The organism is Streptomyces sp. CA-210063 (genome assembly GCF_024612015.1).
Classification (GTDB): Bacteria; Actinomycetota; Actinomycetes; order Streptomycetales; family Streptomycetaceae; genus Streptomyces.
Genome location: NZ_CP102512.1, coordinates 9,174,266 through 9,195,079, shown reverse-complemented (window position 1 = coordinate 9,195,079; position 20,814 = coordinate 9,174,266). Strand labels below are relative to the sequence as shown.

The window sequence follows — 20,814 nt, the reverse complement described above, 5'->3', positions numbered from 1 at the left end:
GTCAGGCCCGCCCTTCCGCCGTGGAGGCGACCAGGTCGGCCGTGGAGGCGACCAGGTCGGCACGGCCGGACAGCAGCAGCGTCTCGGCCCGGTCGTCGTCCATCGAGTCCTCCACGATCAGCGCGGGCACGCCGCACACCAGCCGGGCCTGCTCGGCGAGCAGCGAGCGGGTGAGCGGGGTGCCGTCCTGTACGGAGACCAGGTCCGGCGGCACGTCGCCGCTCAGGGCGGCGGTCAACTGGTCGTGGACCTCTGCGAGTTCGGCCTCTCCGCCGGGCGCGGTGAGCCAGAGGCAGCGGGAGTCCTCGCCGCGCAGCGCCGCGAGATCGGTCGCGGTCAGCCGCCGTCCGTCGAACTCCATGAACGGGGTGTCCAGCGGGGCGTGTCCCTCGTGCGCGACCCGCCAGTCCCGTACGACCCGGTCGACGAACTCGGGGTCGCGGCGGGCGATCCGGTCCTTGCCGATGGAGCGGGAGATGAAGTGGAAGGCGAACTGGGTGGGCCGGAACGCGTCGTGGTAGCGCCCGAAGTGCTCCCACCAGGACAGGCTGGGCCGGGCGGCGCCCTGGATCTTCTCGACCGAGGGGCGCCGGGCGGCCTCGTACGCCTCCAGGGCGGCCGGCAGGTCGTCGCGGTGCGTGTGCAGACTGGCCGCGAGGGCGACGGCGTCCTCCATGGCCATCTTGGTGCCGGAGCCGACGGAGAAGTGTGCGGTGTGGGCGGCGTCGCCGAGGAGGACGACGTTGCCGCTGTGCCAGCGGCGGGCGCGGCGGGTGCGGAAGTTGCCCCAGCGGGAGTTGTTGACCAGCAGTTCATGGCCGTCGATCTGCTCGGCGAAGAGCTTCTCCAGGTAGTGCCTGGTCTTCTCGTCGCTGGGACCGGGCGGCTGCGCGGTGTCGAACTCGTCGAGGCCCGCCCGCCGCCAGGACTCCTCGTCGGTCTCCACGATGAAGGTGCTGACGCTGTCGCTGATCGGATAGCCGTGCACGGCGAACGTGCCGTGCGGGCCGTGTTCGTGGACGAAGGTCAGACCGTCGAAGAGATAGTTCGTGCCGAACCAGATGAACTTGGCGGTCGCGACCTCCACCTCGGGCACGAGGACGTCGGCGAGGCGATCGCGGAAGCGGGAGTTCGCCCCGTCGGCGGCCACGATCAGGTCGTAGTCGGCGAGTTCCGCCGGATCGGCGGGGACCTCATGGCTGAAGCGGAGGTCGACGCCGACCTCGACGGCCCGCTCGTGCAGCAGCTGGAGCAGGGTCTTGCGGGTGATGGCGGCCATGCCGTTGCCGCCGCAGCGGATCCGCTCGCCCTTGAGCCGCACCTCGATGTCGTCCCAGTGCCGGCCGTCCTCCGCGAGCGCGGTGCGCAGGACGGGGTCGGCCTCGTGGATGGCGGCCAGGGTCGCGTCGGAGAACACCACCCCGAAGCCGAAGGTGTCCTCCGGCCGGTTCCGTTCGAAGACCGTCACCTCGACCGACGGATCGGCCTGCTTGGCGAGCGCCGCGAAGAACAGCCCACCGGGGCCGCCTCCCACGCAAGCGATCCGAGAAACCATGGCTCCGACCTCCACATCGAGTACAGGCCCAGACTCAGGCCCGCGGGCATCCTGTGTCAACAGCTACACGGGCGTCAATAATTTGTAGCGCTTTCTCGCGCCCATCGACGCGGGAGAATCCTTGAAAATCCCTGACTCACCAGGGATCCAGCGGCCGAGACACTCATTCTTGCGACGGCCGTCCATGTGACATAGTCGGTTTCGTGAAGCCTCGATCGATCGTCTTCGACCTGTTCGGCGACTACGTCCGCTACCGCGGCGGCGACGCCAGGATGCGCACCCTCAGCACGCTGATGGGCTGCTTCGGTGTGGGAGAGAGCACCGTGCGGGTGGTCCTCGCGCGGCTGCGCAAGGAGGGCTGGTTCGACGTCCGGCGCGAGGGCCGGGAGACCGTCTACACGCTCAACAAGCGCAGTCTCCAGCTCCTCGACGAGGGCCGCTCACGCATCTTCGACCGGGCGCCGTCCGACTGGGACCGGTACTGGTACATGGTCATCTACTCGGTCCCGGAGACCGAGCGCGGCGTGCGCGACCGTATCCGCAAGGAGCTGGCCTGGCTGGGCTTCGGCCCGCTGGCGCCGTCCACGTACGTCTCCCCGCACGACCGGCTCCAGCAGGTGCGGGAGAAGTTCGCCGACGAACCGGCCATCCGGCTCGACACCCTGCGTTGCCAGTCCGGCGGGCTGCCCGTCGACCGCGAGATGGCGGCCCGCAGCTGGGACCTGGCCGCGCTGAACGAGGACTACCGGGAGCTGCTGCGCACCTATCGCAGCCGGATGCCGTCGTACCGGGCCGGGCACCTCAGCCCCGAGGAGGCACTGGTCGAACGCATGCGGCTGACGTACGACTACCGCAAGTTCCCCTTCCGCGACCCGGATCTGCCGACCGAGCTGCTCCCGGCGGGCTGGGTGGGCCACGAGGCGCACGAGATGTTCCTGGAGGCCCACGAGATCCTGGGCCCGGCGGCCGAGTCCTACTACGACGAGGTGGCGGGCCCGGGTCCCGTCTAGGGTCTGTCGTCACATTCCCGTCGTCGCCCGAAGGGCCGCCCCGCGGCGTCTGGTGCGTGCTCTCGGCGTGCCGGGCGAAAGTCCTCGTACTGGACGCACTTGGGCTTTCGCCCGGTGCGGCGGTGGGGGCCCTCCCGTTCGAGCGAAGCCGAGAATGGGGGAGCGTGCCAGGCGTCGCGGGGCAGACGGGAAGGTGACGACAGACCCTGGGGCCCTACGACAGGTGCCCCAGCTCGTGCGAGGCCTCGGCCACCGTGGTGTGCAGTTCGCGGATCGTCTCGGCGAGGTGGTCCGGCGTGCCGGCGCTCTCCGGCAGGACGACGGAGATGGCGAGGGGCAGCGGGTCGCCGGCCGCGAAGACGGGGGCGGCGACGGAGATGATGCCCGGGATGACGCTGCCGTGCGTCTCGGCGTGGCCCTGTTCGAGGACCCGTGCCCGGGTGTCGGCGAGGCGTTCGGCCGTCCACTCGGCCTCCTTGCCGCGCAGCTCGCCGGTCAGCACCTCGTCGGTGAGGCTCTCGGGCAGATGGGCGAGGAAGACGCGGCCGACCGATGAGGTGAGCAGCGGGAGCGTGGCGCCGACGCGCACGGTCAGGGGCAGCGGACGGGTGCCGTACGCCCAGCTGACGACGATCGGGCCGCGGTCTCCCCAGACGGCGAGGTTCACGGAGTGGCCCGTGCGGTCGCGCAGGCGCAGGGCGTGGCCGCTCGCCACCGCCACCTCGTTGGTGCGGCGCAGCGCCTCGGCGCCCATGCGGCGCATGGTGGCGCCGAAGTCGTAGAGGCCGGAGGCGGGATCCTGCGAGGTCAGCCCTATGCGGCCGAGGCTGACGAGGTAGCGGTGGACCTTGCTGGGCTGCATCCCGCTGGCCTGCGCGATCGCCGACAGGCTGAGCGCGCCGCCGCCGCCCTCCAGTGCCAGCAGGACCCGCATGGCCGTCTCGACGGACTGGATCCCCTGACGGTCCCCGTTGTTCTCCTTGGGGTCGGTCGTGGTCACTGCGCAGCTCTCTTCCCCTGCCGGCGGACGAAGGTGATCAGCCTATCCGCGCTGTCCGCGCGACGAGCCGGCCCTCGTCCGCGAACGGATCTTACATTCACTATTGCGGAACGCGTTACGTTCTGGTGAACTGCGGGAGCGGTGGCACTCACGGCCACCCCGACTGCTTCCGGCCGCACCGGCCCGATCTCGCCGTCACCGCTGAGCCGCCTTCTGACCGCGCACACGCCTGCGCTTCATGAACGCCCTGGTCACTCACACCCGACCGGCGCCTCACCTCGCCTGCACAAGCGATCTCCCGAGGAGAACTCCGCAATGAAGCTGATCGGCCTCGAAGAACACTTCGTGACCCCCGACCTGGTGGGCCACGGCGCGTCCACCGCCTCCATCGCCCAGCCCCACGCCTGGGCGGAGGCCTCCCGCCGGCTCCTCGACCTCACCGAGGAACGCCTCGACGCCATGGACACGGCCGGCCTGGACATGCAGGTGCTCTCGCTGAACTCCCCCGGCCTCCAGGCGGAGACGGACCCGGCGGCCGCCGTACGGCAGGCGATCACGGTCAACGACTTCCTCACCGGTGTCATCGCCGAGCACCCCGACCGCTTCTCCGGTTTCGCCGCCCTGCCGCTGCAGGACCCGAAGGCCGCCGCCGACGAGCTGGAGCGGGCGGTCACCCAGCTCGGGCTGCGCGGCGCCCTCGTCAACGCGCACACCCACGGCCGGTACCTCGACGACCCCGCGCTGCGCGTCGTCTGGGAGCGCGCCGAACACCTCGACGTGCCGCTCTATCTGCACCCGGCCAACGGCGTCGACACCGCCCACGTGCTGTCCGGCCACCCCGAGCTGGTCGGACCGATGTGGAGCTGGGGCATCGACACCGCCACCCACGCCCTGCGGCTGATCTTCGGCGGTGTCTTCGACGACTTCCCGAAGGCCAAGCTGCTGCTCGGCCACATGGGAGAGGGCCTGCCGTTCGTGCTGTGGCGCATGGACTCCCGCTGGGAGTTCCACGCCCACCACGGCATCGAGCTCAAGCGGGGCCGCCCGTCGGAGTACATCCGCGAGAACCTCTACATCACGACCAGCGGCGTCTGCTCCTCCGCCCCGCTTCTGACCGCGCTGCTCTCGATGGGCGCCGACCACATCCTCTTCGGCACCGACTACCCCTTCGAGGACATCGGGACGGCCACGGATTTCCTGCGGAACGCGCCGATCAGCGACGCCGACCGGCTGAAGATCGGCCACCGGAACGCCGAGAAGCTCCTCGGCCTCGCCACCGGCCCCGCGCCCGCACCCGCGTACGCCGGTGTCTGAGACAGCGGAACGGAAGGGCACGCACATGTACGACGTCGCCGTCATCGGGTACGGGCCCGTGGGCATGGTCACGGCGGCACTGCTCGGTCAGGCAGGCCACGACGTGATCGTGCTGGAGCGCTACCCCACCCTCTACAACCTGCCGCGCGCCGCCATCTTCGACGACGAGACGATGCGGACCTTCGACCGTCTCGGCCTCTCCGGGACCCTGCTGCCCACGCTGCACGTCCAGCGGAACTACGAGTGGCGCAACAGCGCCGGCGAACTCCTCATCGAGCACGACTTCGCCGCCGTCGGCGGCCAGGGCTGGGCGGAGTGGTACATGATGTACCAGCCCTACCTGGAGGACGCCCTCGACCGCCTGGTCCGCGGTCTCGGCAACGTCGAGATCCGGATGGACTCCAAGGTCACCGCCTTCCACGACGCGCCGCACGGCGTGGACGTCCAGGTCGAGGGAGCCGACGCCGTCGTTTCGGCCAGGTACGTGGTCGCCTGCGACGGAGGCAACAGCTTCACCCGCGACCGGCTCGCCGTGGGGCAGGACGACTACGGGTTCTCCGAGCCGTGGATGGTCTGCGACTTCCGGCTGAAGGAGGACGGCGGCGCGGACATCCCCAAGGCGCGCCAGGTGTGCGACCCGAGGCAGCCGATCTCGATCATCTCGCTGGGCCCCGAGCACCACCGGTTCAGCTTCATGCTCGACTCGGCGGAGTCCTTCCCCGTCGAGCGGGAGCCCGACCGGGTGTGGGCGCGGGTCGCCGCGTATGTCGACCGGAGCCAGGCCGACCTCATCCGCGTCGCCACCTACACCTTCCGCTCGCTCGTCGCGGAGCACTGGCGCCGTGGCCGGATCCTGCTGGCCGGGGACGCGGCCCACCAGATGCCGCCGTTCCTCGGGCAGGGCATGTGCTCGGGCATCCGGGACGCCCAGAACATCGCGTTCAAGCTCGACGCCGTACTGCGCGGCGCCGACGACGCGCTGCTCGACACGTACCAGAGCGAACGCGAACCGCATGTGCGGGCCATCATCGCCAAGGGCATCGAGCTGGGCCGGGTGCAGACCGTGCGCGACCCGGTGGCGGCCGCCGAGCGCGACGCCCGCCTGATCGCGCAGCGCGAGGCGAACGGGCGCCCCGAGAAGATGCGCTTCCCGGGCCTCGGTCCGGGGCTGCGCGACGCGTCCCCGCAGGCCGGGCATCTGATGCCGCAGGGCAGGGTCGAGTCGCACGGCACCGAGGGGCTTTTCGACGCCGTACTCGGCCGTGGTTTCGTCCTCCTCGTCGACGGCCGCGAAGGCGCCTCGCTCGACGCCTCCACCACCGCTGAAGCCACCCGGCTCGGCGTAGGCGTCCACCACCTCACCGACCGCCGCCTCACCACCGAGGGGTTCACCGACGTCGGCGGCGTCTACGGGCGCTGGTTCGACGAGAGCGGCACCACCGCCGTCCTGTGGCGGCCCGACTTCTACATCCTCGGCACCGTGGCCTCGCTCACAGATGTCCCGGCGCTCCTGAAGACCCTTGCCACCGCAGTCGAGCCGACGCAGGCTCCTGCCATCGTCGGAGAAAGGATCCGGCCATGACCGCTCCGTCCGTCATACGCCCGACCGTCCGCAGAGTCCCCGCGACCACGTTCATGCTGGTCGCCGCCTGGGTCGTCGCCTCCCTGGAGGGTTACGACCTCGCGGTGTACGGCGTCACCGTGCCCGCGCTCCTGGGCGACCCCTCGCTCGGCATCGACAAGGCGGAGGCCGGCACGATCGGCTCGCTCGTCGGCATCGGCATGCTCATCGGCGCCGGCCTCGCCGGGGCCCTCGTCCACCGCACCGGGCCGCGCCGGCTCCTGCTGGTCGGAACCACCGTCTTCACGGTCGGCATGGCGGTCTGCACGGTCGCGAGCGGTGTCCCGTCCTTCGGCGCCGGCCGTCTGATCGTCGGCCTCGGTCTGGGTGTCGTCCTGCCGACGATCAACGCCTTCGTCGCCGACCTCAGCGAGCCCGGCCGCCGCAGCCGCAACGTGGCCCTGATCATGAGCGGTTACGCGGCCGGTGCCCTGCTCTCCCCGCTGCTGGGCACGGCCATGCTCCCCGACGTGTCGTACCGCTGGATGTACGTGATCGGTGTCGTCCCGGTGTTCCTGGCCGTGCCGCTGGTGCTCAGGCTCCCCGAGAGCCCCTTCCACCTGCGCCGCACCGGCCGCGCGGACGAGGCGCGAGAGGTGGAGGAGCGACTCGGCCTCACCCCGTCCGAGGCCGCGCCGACGACCGACCCGGGCCGCTGGCTCGGCATCGGCTCACTGCTGACCGGCGGGCTCGCGGTGTCGACCGTGCTCTTCTGGGCCATGTCCTTCTGCGGACTCCTGCTGGTCTTCGGCATCAGCACCTGGCTGCCCAGCATCATGCAGGCCGCGGGCTTCTCGCTCGGCTCGGCGCTGATGCAGACGGCGGCGATGTGGCTGGGCGTCGGGGTCGGGGCCATCATCGGTGGCCGGATCGCGGACAAGCTCGGCCCCAAGCGGGTCGTGGTCGCCGCCTTCCTGGTCGGCACCCTGAGCCTGATCGCGATGAGCACCCGCCCGCCGACGGCCGTGATGTTCGTGCTCATGTTCATCAGCGGGTTCGGGTTCATCGGTTCGCAGATCCTCGGCAACGCGTTCATCGTGACCAGGTATCCGGACGCCGTACGCGGCAACGGCCTCGCCTGGGCCCTGTCCATCGGCCGGTTCGGCGCGATCGCCGGCCCGTCGCTGGGCGCGTTCGTCCTCAGCTCGGGCGCCGACATCGAGTGGGCCTTCTACGCCTTCGCCGTCCCCGCGCTCGTCGGAGCGATCGCGGCCGGCGCCGTGCCCCGCGTCCGGGCCGCGGTGGCGCCGTGAGCCCCGTCCACTCGACGGTGGTCCACGAGTCCTGGGGTCAGCGGGTCGTCTTCGGCTCCGGCACCGCACGGGACGACGTGGCGGCCGAGGTCACCGGGCTCGGCGCGAGCCGGGTCCTGGTGATCGCGGCCGACGCGGAACGCGCCCTGGCCGAGGACATCTGCAAGGACCTCCCCGTCGTCGGAATCTTCGGCGGGGTCCGGCCCCACGTACCGACCGAGGTCGCCGAGGCCGTACGCGCCGCCGCCCGCGAGCACGGGGCCGACCTGCTGCTGAGCGTCGGCGGCGGCTCGACCACCGGCACCGCGAAGGCGGCGGCGCTCACCACCGGCCTGCCGGTCCTCGCCGTCCCCACCACCTACGCCGGCTCCGAGGCGACCCCCGTGTGGGGCCTCACCGAGGACGGCCACAAGCGCACCGGCGTCGACCCGAAGGTGCTCCCCCGGGTCGTCGTCTACGACGCCACGCTGATGCTGTCGCTGCCGACCCGGCTGTCGGTGACCTCGGGACTCAACGCCCTCGCCCACTGCGTCGACGCGTGGTGGGCACCCCGGCACAGCCCGATCAACTCGGCCCTGGCCGTCGAGGGCGTCCGGTCGCTGGCGTCCGCGCTGCCGCGCATCGTCGCCGACGGCCAGGACGTCGCCGCCCGCCGCGACATCCTCTTCGGCACCTACCTCGGGGCGGTCGCCTTCGCCGGGGCCGGTTCCGGACTGCACCACAAGGTGTGCCACGTCCTCGGCGGCGCGTACGACCTCGAACACGCCGCCCTGCACTCCGTGGTCCTCCCCCACGTGGTCGGCCTCAACCTGCCCTCCGCCCCCGACGCGGCCCGGCGCCTGGGAGCGGCGCTCGACTCGCCCGACGATCCCTTCGGTGCGCTGCTCGACCTCTACGCGAGGCTCCGACCCCCACGCTCGCTGGCCGAGTTGGGGCTGGCCGAGGAGGAACTCGACCGGGCCGCCGACCTGGTCATGGCCCAGGTCCCGGACTCCAACCCGCGCCCGGTGACCCGCGACGAGATGCGCGCGCTACTGGGGCGGGCGTGGCGCGGGGACACACCGGTTCGCACGGACATGCGGCATGGTCGCGTGAAGGATCACGAAGGAAGCCACCGATGACCGAACAGGAGCTGACCGACAAGGTCGTCGCGAGCTTCGACGGCGCGCGGGACGACCGCTTCCGTGAGGTGATGCGGGCCCTCGTCCGGCACGCGCACGCCTTCGTGCGCGAGACACGGCTCACCGAGGAGGAATGGTCCGCGGCGATCGCGTTCCTGACGGCGGCCGGTGACATCACCACCGACACCCGCCAGGAGTTCGTCCTGCTCTCGGACGTCCTCGGCGTCTCGATGCTGACCGTCGCGGTGAACGAACCGGGCGACGGCGAGGCGACCGAGTCCACGGTCCTCGGCCCGTTCTTCGTCCAGGACTCGCCGGGCATCGAACTCGGCGGGGACATCGCGGGCGGCGCGAGCGGCGAGCCCTCGTGGGTCGAGGGCCGGGTCACCGGCCCCGACGGCACCCCGGTCGCCGGGGCCCGCATCGAGGTGTGGGAGGCCGACGACGACGGGATGTACGACGTCCAGTACGACGACGGCGAACTCGCCGGGCGCGCGCATCTGTTCACCGACAGCGAGGGCCGCTACCGGTTCTGGGGGCTCACCCCTACGCCGTACCCGATCCCGGACGACGGCCCCGTCGGCCGCCTTCTCGACCATGCCGGCCGCTCCCCGCTGCGGGCACCCCACCTGCACTTCAAGGTGACGGAACCCGGCCACCGCCCTCTCATCACGCACATCTTCGTCGCGGGTGACCCGGGCCTCGACGCCGACTCGGTCTTCGGGGTGAAGGACTCGCTCGTCCGCCCCTTCGACCGTCGTCCGGCCGGCACACCGACACCGGACGGCCGTCGCGTGGAAGGGACGTGGACCTCGGCGAGCTTCGACATCGTGCTGCGGAAGGAGTAGAACCTGAGCGACTGCTCACCGTCCGCTGGGACTCAGGCCCCGCTGGTCCCCGGCCGGGGTGCCACGTCCGCCGCGCGCCCGGTCGATCACCGCCCAGGCGGCCGCGGCGTCCTGCACACCCAGGCCGACACTGCCGTAGAACACGATGTCGTCGGGGCCGGTGCGGGCGGCCGCCCGGCCCACGACGACGTCGCCGAGGGCGATGAGGTCCTGCCGTACGAGGTCTCCGGACCGTAGCGCGGTCACCACCGGACCACAGTGTCCCGCCGCCGTCCCGGGATCGTCGACGACGACGGCGCGCGCCCGGCGCAGCACCTCGGGGTCGGTCTCGCAGCGGGTGGGTTCGACGGATCCGACGCTCACGACGGTGCAGCCCTTCCTCAGCCAGGATCCGAGGACGACGGGGTGTTCGCTGAGGGTGCAGGCGGCGACGATGTCCGCTCCCGCCACGGCCTCCTCGGCGGTGGCCGTGGCCTCCACGGCAAGCCCCAGTTCGGCGGCGAGCTCTGCCGCGGCGGCCTGGCGGTTCCGCGGTGTGGGGCTCCAGATCCGTACCGAACTCAACGGGCGTACCCGGGCGATGGCGCGTACGTGGGCACGGGCCTGTACGCCCGAGCCGATGACCGCGAGGCGGGTGGCGTCCGGGCGCGCGAGGACGTCGACGGCGAGGGCGCTGCCGGCGGCCGTGCGCAGCGTCGTGACGGTCGTCCCGTCCAGCACGGCGACCGGTCGGCCGGTCTCCGGGTCGAGGGCGGTGATCAAGGCGTGAACGTTGGGCAGTCCGCGTGCGGTGTTTCCCTGGTTGACGCTGCCGAACTTGCTGACCGCGCCCGTGTCGGGAGACAGGCGGGCGGCGTAGCAGAAGACGATGGAGCCGTCGAAGCGGCTGGAGTAGAGGATCTTCTCCGGCAGCTCGGCGGTCCCGTCCCCCAGGGCGGCGAACGCGGCGCGCTGGGACTCGATCGCCGTGCCGGGATCGAAGAGGGACTCCACCCGGCGGCGGGACAGGAACAGGATCTCTTCCGGCTCTTCCGTCATGTGCTCTCGCTTCCTCGTCACGGGGATCGGTGCGGCCGCGGCCGCCGCGGCGGAGGCCGCGCCGAGCGCCACTCCCCCGGCGACGAGCAGGCTTCCCAGCAGTTGTCCCGGTCCGAAGCTTCCGGTACCCGCCAGTGGTGCCGTCAGCGCGGCCGACACCGGGATCAGCCCGGACAACAGTGCCATGCCCACGGCTCCGATCCGGTGGATCGCCCCGAACCACAGCACGATTCCCAGGACCGTCACCGCGAGGATCTGCCAGGCCAGCGCCGCCGCCTCCACGCCGTCCGGCATCCGTACCCACGCCGGGCCGTCCACGGCGAGCCCCAGCACCGCCGCCTCCACCGCGGCGATCGCGCAGGCGCAGGTGGTCAACAGCAGCGGCCCGAGGACCCGCAGCACCGGTACGACGAAGAGGGCCATGACCACTTCGCCGCCCATCGCGGCCAGTGACCAGAGCAGTCCGGCCCCGTCGGTCCGCCCGAATCCCTGGACCACGGCCGCCCCGGCCGCCACCACCAGCGCCCCGCAGGCCACCCGCCCCGAGGGGCGCCTCGACTCCAGCAGCGGCACCAGTATCGCCACCACGACGGGGGTGCACCCCACCACGACGCCCGGAACCGCGGGCTCGGCGGTGCGCTCGGCGGAGAGCACCGCCACGTTGAAGCCGACGAGGCCGGCCGCCGTGACCAGGGTGAGCCGCACCCACAGCCGTGGGGTGAGCCGGCGGACCGGTGCCCATCCACGCCGGGAGCAGAGGACGGCCAGCAGCAGGAAGCCGAGGGCGTAGCGCACCGACTGTCCGCCGAGGAACGGGTAGTGCGCCATCATGCTGCTCGCCACGAAGGACACACCGACCAGGACGGCGGAGACGGTACCCATCAGCACACCGAGGCGCTGCGCTCGTGTCATGGGCGGTATCGCGTTCACCTGGTCCGCGCGCCGGGCTCAGCCGCCGAGGTAGGCCTTGACGATCTCCTCGTCCTCGGCCAACTCGGCTGCGGGACCGTGGAGTTTCAGCGAGCCGGATTCCAGGACGTAGGCGCGGTCGGCGACTTCGAGTGCGGCCAGGGCGTTCTGCTCCACCAGGAGCACCGTGGTGCCCTGCTCGCGGATCCGGGCGATCGTCTCGAAGATGACGTCGACGAGTACCGGGGCCAGGCCCATGGAGGGTTCGTCGAGCAGGAGCAGTCGTGGTTTGGCCATCATCGCCCGGCCGACGGCGAGCATCTGCTGTTCGCCTCCGGACATGGTGCCGGCCTTCTGGTGGAGGCGTTCGCGGAGCCGGGGGAAGAGTTCGAGGATCATCTCCCGGTCCGCGGCGATCCCTTCTTTGTCCTTGCGCAGGAACGCGCCCATGTCGAGGTTCTCGTCGACGGTCATCCGGGGGAAGATCCGCCGACCCTCCGGTGAGTGGGCGATGCCGCGTCGGACGACCTCGTGGTCCGGTGTGCCGTTGAGCTGCCGACCCTGGAAGGTCATGGTGCCGCCCCGCACCGGCAGCAGGCCGGAGATGGCACGCAGGGTGGTGGACTTGCCCGCGCCGTTCGAGCCGATCAGGGTGACGATCTCGCCGGGGTAGACGGTCAGGGAGAGGCCCTTCACCGCGGCGATGTTGCCGTAGTAGACGTGGATCTCGTCGAGTTCGAGCATCGGTTCGCGCGTCTCGGTCACACCGCTGGCGCCGCTCATGTGGTCTTGTCCCTTCCGGACTTGCCGAGGTATGCCTCGATGACCCGGGTGTCGTTCCTGATGTCGTCGGGGCCGCCCTCGGCGATCTTCTGTCCTCTGTCGAGCACGGTGATCCGGTCGGAGACCTGCATGACGACGCTCATGTCGTGCTCGATGAGCAGGACGGAGAGGTCCTTCTCGTCCCGCACCCGGTGGACGAACTCGGTGAACCGGCCGGACTCCTGCGGGTTCATGCCGGCGGTCGGTTCGTCGAGGAGCAGGATGCTCGGGTCGAGCGCGAGTGCCCGTGCGACCTCAAGACGGCGCTGGTCGCCGTAGGAGAGGTTGCGCGCGTACTCGCCCGCGACCTTGGCGATGCCGACGAACTCCATCAGTTCCCGGGCGACTTGCTGCGCTTGACGCTCCTCGCGGCGCTGGCGGGGGGTGCGCACGATGGTGTGGAAGGGGCCCGACCTCAGCTTGGAGTGCATGGCGACCTTGATGTTCTCCTCGGCCGTCATCAGCCCGAAGAGCCGGATGTTCTGGAAGGTGCGGGCCATGCCGAGGGCGGCGATCCGGTGCGGGACGAGGTTGGTGATGTCCTTCTCGCCCAGGACCACGCGTCCGCTGGTCGCCCGGTACAGGCCGGTGAGCACGTTGAAGAACGTCGTCTTGCCCGCGCCGTTGGGGCCGATCAGGCTGACGACGGACTGCTGGGGGATGGTGAAGGACACGTCGTTGACGGCGACCAGGCCGCCGAACTTCACGGTGATGCGGTCGGCGTGCAGTTTCGGCGTGGTCCCGGCGTCCAGCGGTGCCTGTGTCTGCGGACTCGTCGTCATACCTTCTCCCCCATTCCCATTCCCGTTCCCGTTCCCGTCTCGTCGGTGATGACCGGTTCGTCGGCGGCTGTGGTCTTGAGCAAGGGTTCCTCGTCCAGTTCGGGAGCGGGCGCTTCCATGTCGGCGCCGAGGGACTCCATGTCGGTGCGGCTGGGTTCGTGCAGGACCAGCCGGGTCCGTGACTCGGGCAGGATGCCCTCGCGCCGGAACAGCATCATCAGCACGAGGATGCCGCCGAACAGCAGGTAGTTGTAGGAGGGGAAGTTGATGTCCGTCCCGAACTGCTCGTTGAAGGACGTCCCGAACTGCGGCAGGCCGGTGGAGTTGACCCAGGCGAGGACGAGCGCGCCGAGCATGACGCCCCACACGTTGCCCATCCCGCCGAGGACGACCATCGCCAGCAGGGTGATGGAGATGGAGAAGTTGAACCGGTCCGGCAGGACGCCTCCGACGTGCGTGGCGAAGGCGACGCCGGCGAGACCTCCGGCGACCGCGCCGACGGCGTAGGCGGAGAGCTTGGTGCGCATCAGCGGGACGCCCATCATGCTCGCGGCGAGTTCGTCCTCGCGGATGGCCAGCCAGGCCCGGCCCAGCCGGCCCTCGCGCAGGCGCAGCGAGATGAAGACGACGACGACCACGATCAGCACGAAGATGACGTACTTGTACACCAGGTCGAACGGCCCGAGCTTGAAGGAGCCGATGGCGATCGGGTCGACCGGGGTGATGCCCTTGGTGCCGTTGGTCAGGTTGAAGCCGAAGACGTTGTCGCCGTTGGTGAAGACCTGCGGGATGATCTCGCCGAAGCCGAGGGTCACCAGGGCGAGGTAGTCGCTCTTCAGGCGCAAGGTGGGCGCGCCGATGATCACGCCCCACACCGCGCAGAAGCCGGCTCCGATGAGGAGCACCAGCCAGAAGCTGATGTGGATGCCGGGTGCCGTGCCCAGTGCCCCGCCGAAGAGGTGGATGTCGACCTGGTAGAAGAAGCCGGACATCAGCCAGCCCGCGGTGTAGCCGCCGAGGGCCCAGAAGGCGACGAAGCCCAGGTCCAGCAGGCCGGCGTAGCCGACGACGATGTTCAGGCCGAGGGCGCAGATCACCCAGACGAGTGCCTCGTTGACGGAGGTGAGCGGCAGCCACTCGCGGAAGAAGGTCTGCCCGCCGGGGCCGAGGTTGGGGATCATGTAGTAGTAGGCGAGGAACACCAGGACCGCTGCCGCGGAGTATCCGAGCGGCCAGCGCATGCGGTGCGGTATCGCCAGGCCCGGCATCCGCCGCGCCTTGGCAGGAACGTCGACAGCCATGGCTACACCTTCTCCGTGGTCGGTCGGCCGAGCAGGCCTTCGGGCTTGAAGACCATCAGCAGGATGAGGATGGCGAAGACGACGCTCTGGGACCATTTCTGGCCGAAGCCGTAGGGCAGGCCGTCGTTGAAGCCCTGGATGAGGCCGATGAGGATGCCGCCGAGCACGGCGCCGCTGATGTTGCCGATGCCGCCGAGGACGGCGGAGACGAAGGCGATGAGGCCCAGCTGGTAGCCGAGGTTGTATGCCGTGGTGCCCACGACCTGCTGGTACATGACGCCCGCGGTGCCGGCCAGCGCCCCGCCGATCAGGAAGGTGAAGGAGATGGTCCGGTTCACGTTGACGCCCATCAGCCGGGCGGCATCCTGGTCCTGGGCGACGGCCCGCATCGCCTTGCCCTGCCGAGTGCTGGTGATCACCCAGCGCAGCAGCAGCAGGACCGGCACGGTCACCCCGATGACCGCCAGCAGACTGTAGTCGACCTGGAACTCGCCGATCCCGAAGGACCCTTCGGGAAGGACGCTCGGCCACTGCTTGGGCGTCGAGCCGTTCCACTTCAGACCGATGAACTGCAGGACGAAACTCATGCCGACCGCGGTGATCAGCGGAGCGAGCTTCGGGGCACGCCGCAGGCGGCGGTAGGCCACGAATTCGAGCGTCACATTGATGCCGCCGCAGAAGAGCATGGTGCCCACGATGGTGACGAGCAGGAGCACGATGCCGAGAAAATCGGAGTGTTCCTGGCCCATGACGGTCGTCAGCAGGAAGCCGCTGAACAGGGCGCCGAGCATGAACAGGTCACCATGGGCGAAGTTGATCAGCTCGATGATGCCGTAGACAAGGGTGTAACCGAGCGCGATGAGCGCGTACAGCATTCCGAGGTTGAGACCGACCATGCCCGCGGAGAAGAACTGGGACGGGGAGTTGATCAGGTTGGCGGAGAGCCAGACAACGAGGCCGAGGAGAATGACATAGGTGGCGTAGCGCTGGATGACCGCTTTGCGGTCGATCGCGGCCGGCACCGCGACGCTGGTGGCAGTTGCTGCCATGAAGATCCTCGCGAGGGTCGGGAAACGGTGCGGAAGAAACGGACCGAAGCAGGTCCGGGGCGGGCGCCACCTGTGTGGGGTGGCGCCCGCCCCGGACCTCAACTCAGCTGACGGGCCAGGGCTTCAGGAACTTCTCTTCCTTGTCCGTGACCTGGAGCACCGAGATGTCGAGGACGCTCACATCACCGGTCTTGGGGTCGATGTCCAGTTTCTTGCCCACGACCGACTTGTCGGCCGGGATGCTGATCCCGCTGCCCGAGAAGACCTGCTCCGTGATGGACTTCCGGGTGCCGTCGGACTTCTCGATCGCCTGCAGGATCACCTGCAACGCCTCCACCCCGTAGAGGGCGTAACTGGTCGCCGGGTCCTCCCCGTACTTCTTCTTGTAGGCGTCGAGCAGGTCCGCGCCCGGGCCGCCCTCTTCGCGGAGCGTCGTGGCGGTCAGGCCGGCGAAGGTGAGATAAGCGCCCTGGGCCTGTGCCAGTCCGTCGAATTCGGGATAACCGCTGAAGCCGTCGGGCGCGAGGAGCTTCACCTTGGAATTGTCGCCGAGGACCTTGACCTTGTCCTTGACGAGTTGGCCGCCGTTGTTGTCGAAGATGCCGGCGAGGTAGACGCACTCCGGCTTCGAGGCCTTGATACTGGTGAACAGCGCGGTGTAGTTGGGCTGTTTGGCATCCCACGCCTGATTGCCGAGCACCTTGATGCCCTGCTTCTTCGCCTCCTCCTCGAAGGCCTTGCCGACGCCCTGGCCGTAGGTCTGGTTGTCATTGAGGACGTAGCAGTTCTTGATGCCGAGGTCCTTGGCCGCGAACTGGGCCCCCGCCGCGCCCTGGTAGTCGTCGGTCGCGATGACACGGGCGTAACTGCGTGAGCCGGACGGGAAATACTTCTCCGGCTCACCCGGCTCCCAGGCCTTTGTCAGACCCGGGTTGGTGTTCGCGTGCGACACCATCAGCATGGGGCCGGACGGGTCCTGGTTCAGAACCGGGGCGATGATCTGCGCGCAGCCGGAGTTGTAGGTGCCCATGACCGCGACCTCTTCGGTGTTGCCCACGTGGTCCTGCGCGTTCTTGGCGCAGGTCGCGTCGTCCCAGGCACCCTTGGCGGCCGTCGAGTCGTCGTAGACCTTGAGCTTCACCTTGTACTTGCCGGCCTTGCTGCCTATCTGGTCCAGGTAGAGCTGCATCGCGTTGACCGTCGACTCGGACGCGTCCTTCGAGGCTCCCTGAAGCGGCAGGTCCACGCCGATGACGAGCGTGCCACCGCCGGACGAGCTGTCGGGCGCGCCGCCCGAGGCATTGCCTCCACAGGCGCTCAAGGCGAGTCCGGTGACAGCGACCGTCGCGAAAATCTTGGCTGATCTGGACATCCGACTCCTCATTGCTGCAGGTATGGGGAAATTTGAAGCGCCTGTGTTACGCAAGAACGCACTCTTATGTCTCGATCACGTTTCGAATTGAATTGTTATCCGCGTCGAGGATGCCGAGAGGGCATGCCAAAACAAGGCCCCGATGGAGGGATTTCGCCGCGCGCGAGGAGTCGACTCACAGGAGTGACTTCGCCTTATGTAACTGTCGCCGCATGCGACTTTCCGCACGGTGAAGACACTTTCGGTGACCCGAGTAACCGGTAATTGCGACCTGTCGGCCGATGCCGCCGCGCCGGGCCGACGGTGTGGGTAAATCGGACGTTGACGCCAATAACGGCACACTTCCCCTCGACCCTCGCCGTTCGACCGCCCATCCATGCGGCGATCAAGGGGAACCTGCACCCGTCGGTGAACCCTCGTTTCCCCCGACCTGCCCAAGGCCGAACCTATGGCTGCCAGGAAAGAAGGGGCGAGCCGGGCATAAGGTGACTCACGCGGAAACCCTCCCGACGAGACGGCCACCGCGCCCCGGCGCCTCCTCCCGCACCGCCTTCACCGAAACGCCGCGCCCGGCGCGGCGTTTCGGCCACTCGGCCGACCGCGTGACGCACGCACCGCGCCGCCGGCCGGATCCGCGAGGCCAGGCGATTTACAGAACGGCAACAGAAGGGACATTCTGGGGGTGTTTCCTGTCGTGAGACTTGTTGTCACGACAGTGAACGCACCCGACCCCGGGGAGAGCCCGTGTCCGTTCCGCCGAAGTCCACTCCGCCCGTCCCGGGCACCCAGTCACTCGCCTCGCTCGCCAAGGCGGACGGCGTCCGGTTCCTCCTCGCCACCTTCACCACGCTGACCGGCAAGCCCTGCGCCAAGCTCGTGCCCGTCGAGGCGGCGGACGCGCTGGAGGGCGACGGCGTCGGCTTCGCGGGATACGCCGCCGGGGCCATGGGCCAACTGCCGCGCGACCCCGATGTGGTCGCGATCCCGGACGTCTCCTCCTACGTCCCGCTCACCTTCGTCCGCCCCGGTCTCGGCATGGTGCACTGCGACCCGTACGTCGAGGGCAGCCCGTACGCCTTCGCGCCACGGGTGATCCTGCGGACGCTCGCCGAGAAGGCGGCGGCCGAGGGCACGCGCATGGTCAGCGGGGCGGAGGTGGAGTACTTCCTGGTGCAGCGCGGGGCGGACGGCGCGCTCACGACGGCCGACCGGCTCGACGACGCGGCCCAGCCCTGTTACGACGCCCGGGGACTGACCCGGATGTACGACCACCTCACCGCCGTCTCCGACGCGATGGTGCAACTGGGCTGGGGGCCGTACGCGAGCGACCACGAGGACGGCAACGGGCAGTTCGAGCAGAACTTCCACCACGCGGACGCGCTGACCACCGCCGACCGGGTGGTCACCCTGCGGTACATCGTGCAGGTCCTCGCCGAACAGCGCGGAATGACGGCCACGTTCATGCCGAAGCCGTTCACCGACCGCACCGGCAGCGGGCTGCACATGCACCTGTCGCTGTGGGACGGCGAGCGCGCGCTGTTCCCGGCGGGCGGGGACGCCAGGGACCAGTACGGCATGGGGTTCGGCCCCGAGGCGTACCACTTCACCGCCGGTCTGCTGGAGCACGCGCCCGCGCTGCACGCGCTCATCGCGCCCACCGTCAACTCGTACAAACGCACCGGCGCGACCACGACCGCCTCGGGTGCCACCTGGGCGCCGCGCATGGCGAGTTGGGGCGGCAACGACCGTACGCACTTCCTCCGTGTGCCGGACGCCCACCGGGTCGAGCTGCGCGGCGGCGACGGCTCGGCGAACTCCTACCTCGCGGCGGCCGGCGCGCTGGGCGCGGGCCTGGACGGGGTGCGCCGCCGGCTCGACCCCGGCCGGCCGGGCGCCGCCGAGGACGGCCCCCGGCTGCCGCGCACCCTGCTCGACGCGGTGCACGCGCTGGAGTGCGACGACGTGGTCCGCGGAGTGCTCGACGCGGTGGACGCGAAGGCCGGAGTCAGCGACTACTACGCCGAGTTGAAGCGCGAGGAGTTCTACAGCTGGCACAACACGGTCTCCCCCTGGGAGATCGACCGCTATCTCACCGCCGTCTGACCCCCCTGACCACTCCCCTCTGACCACCGCCGTCTGACCACCCCCGTCGTCACAAGCCCGTTGGAGGTCATGCCCATGTGCGGCATCGCAGGACTCCAGGTGCGCGACCCCTCGCTGGAGCCCCGGCTCGGCGAACTGCTCACCGGGATGCTTCACCAGGCCGCCGAGCGCGGTCCCGACTCGGCCGGGGTCGCCCTGTACGGCGACGCCCGCCTCACCCCGCCCGGCCACTCGGCGGTCAGCCTGCTGGCGCCGGGCGACGCGTCCGCCGCCGAGATCGCCGCGCTGGTCGGCGGGGACACGGCCGCCGTGACCGTCAGCCAGTCGGTCGTCGTCCACTCGCCGGGTCTGCCGGTCGCCGACCTGGAAAGGGCGGTGCGCGCGGCCTTCCCGACGGCCGTGGTCACCGGACGCGGCACCGACCTGGCCGTCCTCAAGGGCGTCGGCCACCCGGACGCGCTCGCCGAGGAGTTCGGCCTGCGCGCGGCGACCGGGCGGCAGGGCATCGCCCACACCCGGATGGCCACGGAGTCGGCGGTCACCCCGGAGGGCGCCCACCCCTTCTCCGTCGACGAGAACGTCTGCCTCGTGCACAACGGCTCGTTCGCCAACCACGCCACCATCCGGCGCGAACTGCGCGCGGAGGGCGTCGCGTTCGACAGCGAGAACGACTCCGAGGTCGGCGCCCGTTTCGTGGCCGCCCAGCTCGCCGCCGGGCACGACCTGGAGAAGGCGCTGCGGCTGCTCTGCGAACGGTTCGACGGCTTCTACACCCTGCTGGTGACGACGGGGGACACCTTCGCCGTCGTCCGGGACGCCATCGCCTGCAAGCCCGCGATCGTCGCCGAGACCGACGCGTGGGTGGCGATGGCCTCCGAGTACCGCTACTTCGCGCATCTGCCGGGCATCGAGTCCGCCCGCATCTTCGAACCCGAGCCGGCGGAGGTCTACACATGGCAGCGCTGACGACCACGCTGGTCGACCTGGCCGAGAAGTCCGTACGGGATCTCAACTCCGCTCTGCACCAGGCGAGTTCGGGTACGTCATGGCACGTCGCCCATCCCGACGGCGCCCACAACCTCGCCGTGGGTCTCACCGCCGAACTGGACGTCGTCATCGACGGCCCGGCGGGCTACTACTGCGCCGGTATGAACCAGCGCGCCACGGTCACCGTCCACGGCAACGCCGGTACGGGTGTCGCCGAGAACATGATGTCCGGCACGGTGCGGGTGCGCGGCAGCGCCTCCCAGTCCGCCGGCGCCACCGCCCACGGCGGCCTGCTGGTCATCGAGGGAAACGCCTCCGCCCGCTGCGGGATCTCCATGAAGGGCGTGGACATCGTCGTCGGCGGCGACGTGGGCCATATGAGCGCCTTCATGGGCCAGGCCGGGCGCCTGGTGGTGTGCGGTGACGCCGGGGACGCCCTCGGCGACTCGCTCTACGAGGCCCGCGTCTACGTCCAGGGCAGGGTCAAGTCCCTCGGCGCGGACTGCGTGGAGAAGGAGATGCGGGCCGAACACCTCGCCGAACTGGCGGAGTTGCTGAAGTCGGCCGACCGGGACGACGACCCGGCCGCGTTCCGCCGCTACGGCTCGGCCCGGAAGTTGTACCACTTCGAGGTCGACAACTCGGCCGCCTATTAGTTCCGGCGGAAGCGCCGCATTGAAACCGCGCGTCCGATGTGGCTGGTCGCGCCCACGCGGCGGAGCCGCACAT

17 protein-coding genes are annotated in these 20,814 nt (G+C 70.1%); 9 read left to right on the top strand and 8 right to left on the bottom strand.

Annotated features, from left to right (window positions below):
• Nucleotide 1: 1 nt before the first annotated feature.
• On the bottom strand, nucleotides 2–1,534 hold the full coding sequence (locus tag JIX56_RS40260; RefSeq protein ID WP_257548461.1) for an FAD-dependent monooxygenase: 1,533 nt from the start codon (nucleotides 1,532–1,534) through the stop codon (nucleotides 2–4).
• Between the two features lie 224 nt (nucleotides 1,535–1,758).
• On the opposite strand from JIX56_RS40260, the gene JIX56_RS40255 reads away from it, so the two are divergent.
• Nucleotides 1,759–2,565: a PaaX family transcriptional regulator gene (locus JIX56_RS40255; RefSeq protein ID WP_257548459.1), complete on the top strand. Its 807-nt coding sequence runs from the start codon at nucleotides 1,759–1,761 to the stop codon at nucleotides 2,563–2,565.
• A gap of 214 nt (nucleotides 2,566–2,779) precedes the next feature.
• Here the strand turns inward: JIX56_RS40255 and JIX56_RS40250 are convergent, their stop codons facing one another.
• Nucleotides 2,780–3,565 carry an IclR family transcriptional regulator gene (locus JIX56_RS40250; RefSeq protein ID WP_257548457.1) on the bottom strand — a complete coding sequence of 262 codons (786 nt, stop codon included), beginning with the start codon at nucleotides 3,563–3,565 and terminating at the stop codon, nucleotides 2,780–2,782.
• Nucleotides 3,566–3,880: 315 nt separating this feature from the next.
• Here JIX56_RS40250 and JIX56_RS40245 point away from each other — a divergent pair, with 315 nt between their 5' ends.
• The 5 genes from JIX56_RS40245 to JIX56_RS40225 are packed head-to-tail and all read left to right on the top strand — an operon-like array spanning nucleotide 3,881 to nucleotide 9,722.
• On the top strand, nucleotides 3,881–4,879 hold the full coding sequence (locus tag JIX56_RS40245; protein ID WP_257548455.1) for an amidohydrolase family protein: 999 nt from the start codon (nucleotides 3,881–3,883) through the stop codon (nucleotides 4,877–4,879).
• On the top strand, nucleotides 4,872–6,461 hold the full coding sequence (locus tag JIX56_RS40240) for a bifunctional 3-(3-hydroxy-phenyl)propionate/3-hydroxycinnamic acid hydroxylase (protein ID WP_257548453.1): 1,590 nt from the start codon (nucleotides 4,872–4,874) through the stop codon (nucleotides 6,459–6,461). The genes JIX56_RS40245 and JIX56_RS40240 overlap by 8 nt, the downstream gene beginning before the upstream one ends.
• Complete coding sequence (locus JIX56_RS40235) at nucleotides 6,458–7,753, top strand: MFS transporter (protein ID WP_257548451.1); 1,296 nt, start codon at nucleotides 6,458–6,460, stop codon at nucleotides 7,751–7,753. Before JIX56_RS40240 ends, JIX56_RS40235 begins: the two co-directional genes overlap by 4 nt.
• Nucleotides 7,750–8,874: a maleylacetate reductase gene (locus tag JIX56_RS40230; RefSeq protein ID WP_257548449.1), complete on the top strand. Its 1,125-nt coding sequence runs from the start codon at nucleotides 7,750–7,752 to the stop codon at nucleotides 8,872–8,874. Before JIX56_RS40235 ends, JIX56_RS40230 begins: the two co-directional genes overlap by 4 nt.
• On the top strand, nucleotides 8,871–9,722 hold the full coding sequence (locus tag JIX56_RS40225; RefSeq protein ID WP_257548447.1) for a dioxygenase family protein: 852 nt from the start codon (nucleotides 8,871–8,873) through the stop codon (nucleotides 9,720–9,722). Before JIX56_RS40230 ends, JIX56_RS40225 begins: the two co-directional genes overlap by 4 nt.
• Nucleotides 9,723–9,737: 15 nt before the next feature.
• On the opposite strand, the gene JIX56_RS40220 is transcribed toward JIX56_RS40225, so the two are convergent.
• The 6 genes from JIX56_RS40220 to JIX56_RS40195 all read right to left on the bottom strand — a co-directional run bounded on the left by JIX56_RS40220 (nucleotide 9,738) and on the right by JIX56_RS40195 (nucleotide 16,995).
• Nucleotides 9,738–11,672 (bottom strand): EamA family transporter, encoded by a 1,935-nt coding sequence (locus JIX56_RS40220; RefSeq protein WP_257548445.1) that lies wholly within the window; start codon nucleotides 11,670–11,672, stop codon nucleotides 9,738–9,740.
• Between the two features lie 36 nt (nucleotides 11,673–11,708).
• Entirely contained in the window at nucleotides 11,709–12,452 is a 744-nt protein-coding gene (locus JIX56_RS40215) for an ABC transporter ATP-binding protein (protein WP_257548443.1), read from the bottom strand.
• Entirely contained in the window at nucleotides 12,449–13,273 is an 825-nt protein-coding gene (locus JIX56_RS40210) for an ABC transporter ATP-binding protein (protein ID WP_257548441.1), read from the bottom strand. Before JIX56_RS40210 ends, JIX56_RS40215 begins: the two co-directional genes overlap by 4 nt.
• Nucleotides 13,270–14,574, bottom strand: coding sequence for a branched-chain amino acid ABC transporter permease (locus JIX56_RS40205; protein ID WP_257548440.1), 1,305 nt, complete (start codon nucleotides 14,572–14,574; stop codon nucleotides 13,270–13,272). Before JIX56_RS40205 ends, JIX56_RS40210 begins: the two co-directional genes overlap by 4 nt.
• A 2-nt stretch (nucleotides 14,575–14,576) precedes the next feature.
• Nucleotides 14,577–15,623, bottom strand: a complete 1,047-nt coding sequence (locus JIX56_RS40200) for a branched-chain amino acid ABC transporter permease (protein WP_257548438.1) — start codon at nucleotides 15,621–15,623, stop codon at nucleotides 14,577–14,579.
• A gap of 103 nt (nucleotides 15,624–15,726) precedes the next feature.
• Nucleotides 15,727–16,995 (bottom strand): branched-chain amino acid ABC transporter substrate-binding protein, encoded by a 1,269-nt coding sequence (locus JIX56_RS40195; RefSeq protein WP_257548437.1) that lies wholly within the window; start codon nucleotides 16,993–16,995, stop codon nucleotides 15,727–15,729.
• A 744-nt stretch (nucleotides 16,996–17,739) separates the two neighbouring features.
• Here JIX56_RS40195 and glnT point away from each other — a divergent pair.
• From glnT to JIX56_RS40180, 3 genes are all read left to right on the top strand, one after another.
• Nucleotides 17,740–19,098 carry a type III glutamate--ammonia ligase gene (gene glnT / locus JIX56_RS40190; protein WP_257548435.1) on the top strand — a complete coding sequence of 453 codons (1,359 nt, stop codon included), beginning with the start codon at nucleotides 17,740–17,742 and terminating at the stop codon, nucleotides 19,096–19,098.
• Between the two features lie 75 nt (nucleotides 19,099–19,173).
• A complete protein-coding gene (locus tag JIX56_RS40185) occupies nucleotides 19,174–20,064 on the top strand; it encodes a glutamine amidotransferase (protein WP_257548433.1) in 891 nt (296 codons plus the stop codon).
• Nucleotides 20,052–20,741, top strand: a complete 690-nt coding sequence (locus tag JIX56_RS40180) for a glutamate synthase (RefSeq protein WP_257548431.1) — start codon at nucleotides 20,052–20,054, stop codon at nucleotides 20,739–20,741. Before JIX56_RS40185 ends, JIX56_RS40180 begins: the two co-directional genes overlap by 13 nt.
• The last annotated feature ends 73 nt before the right edge of the window (nucleotides 20,742–20,814 follow it).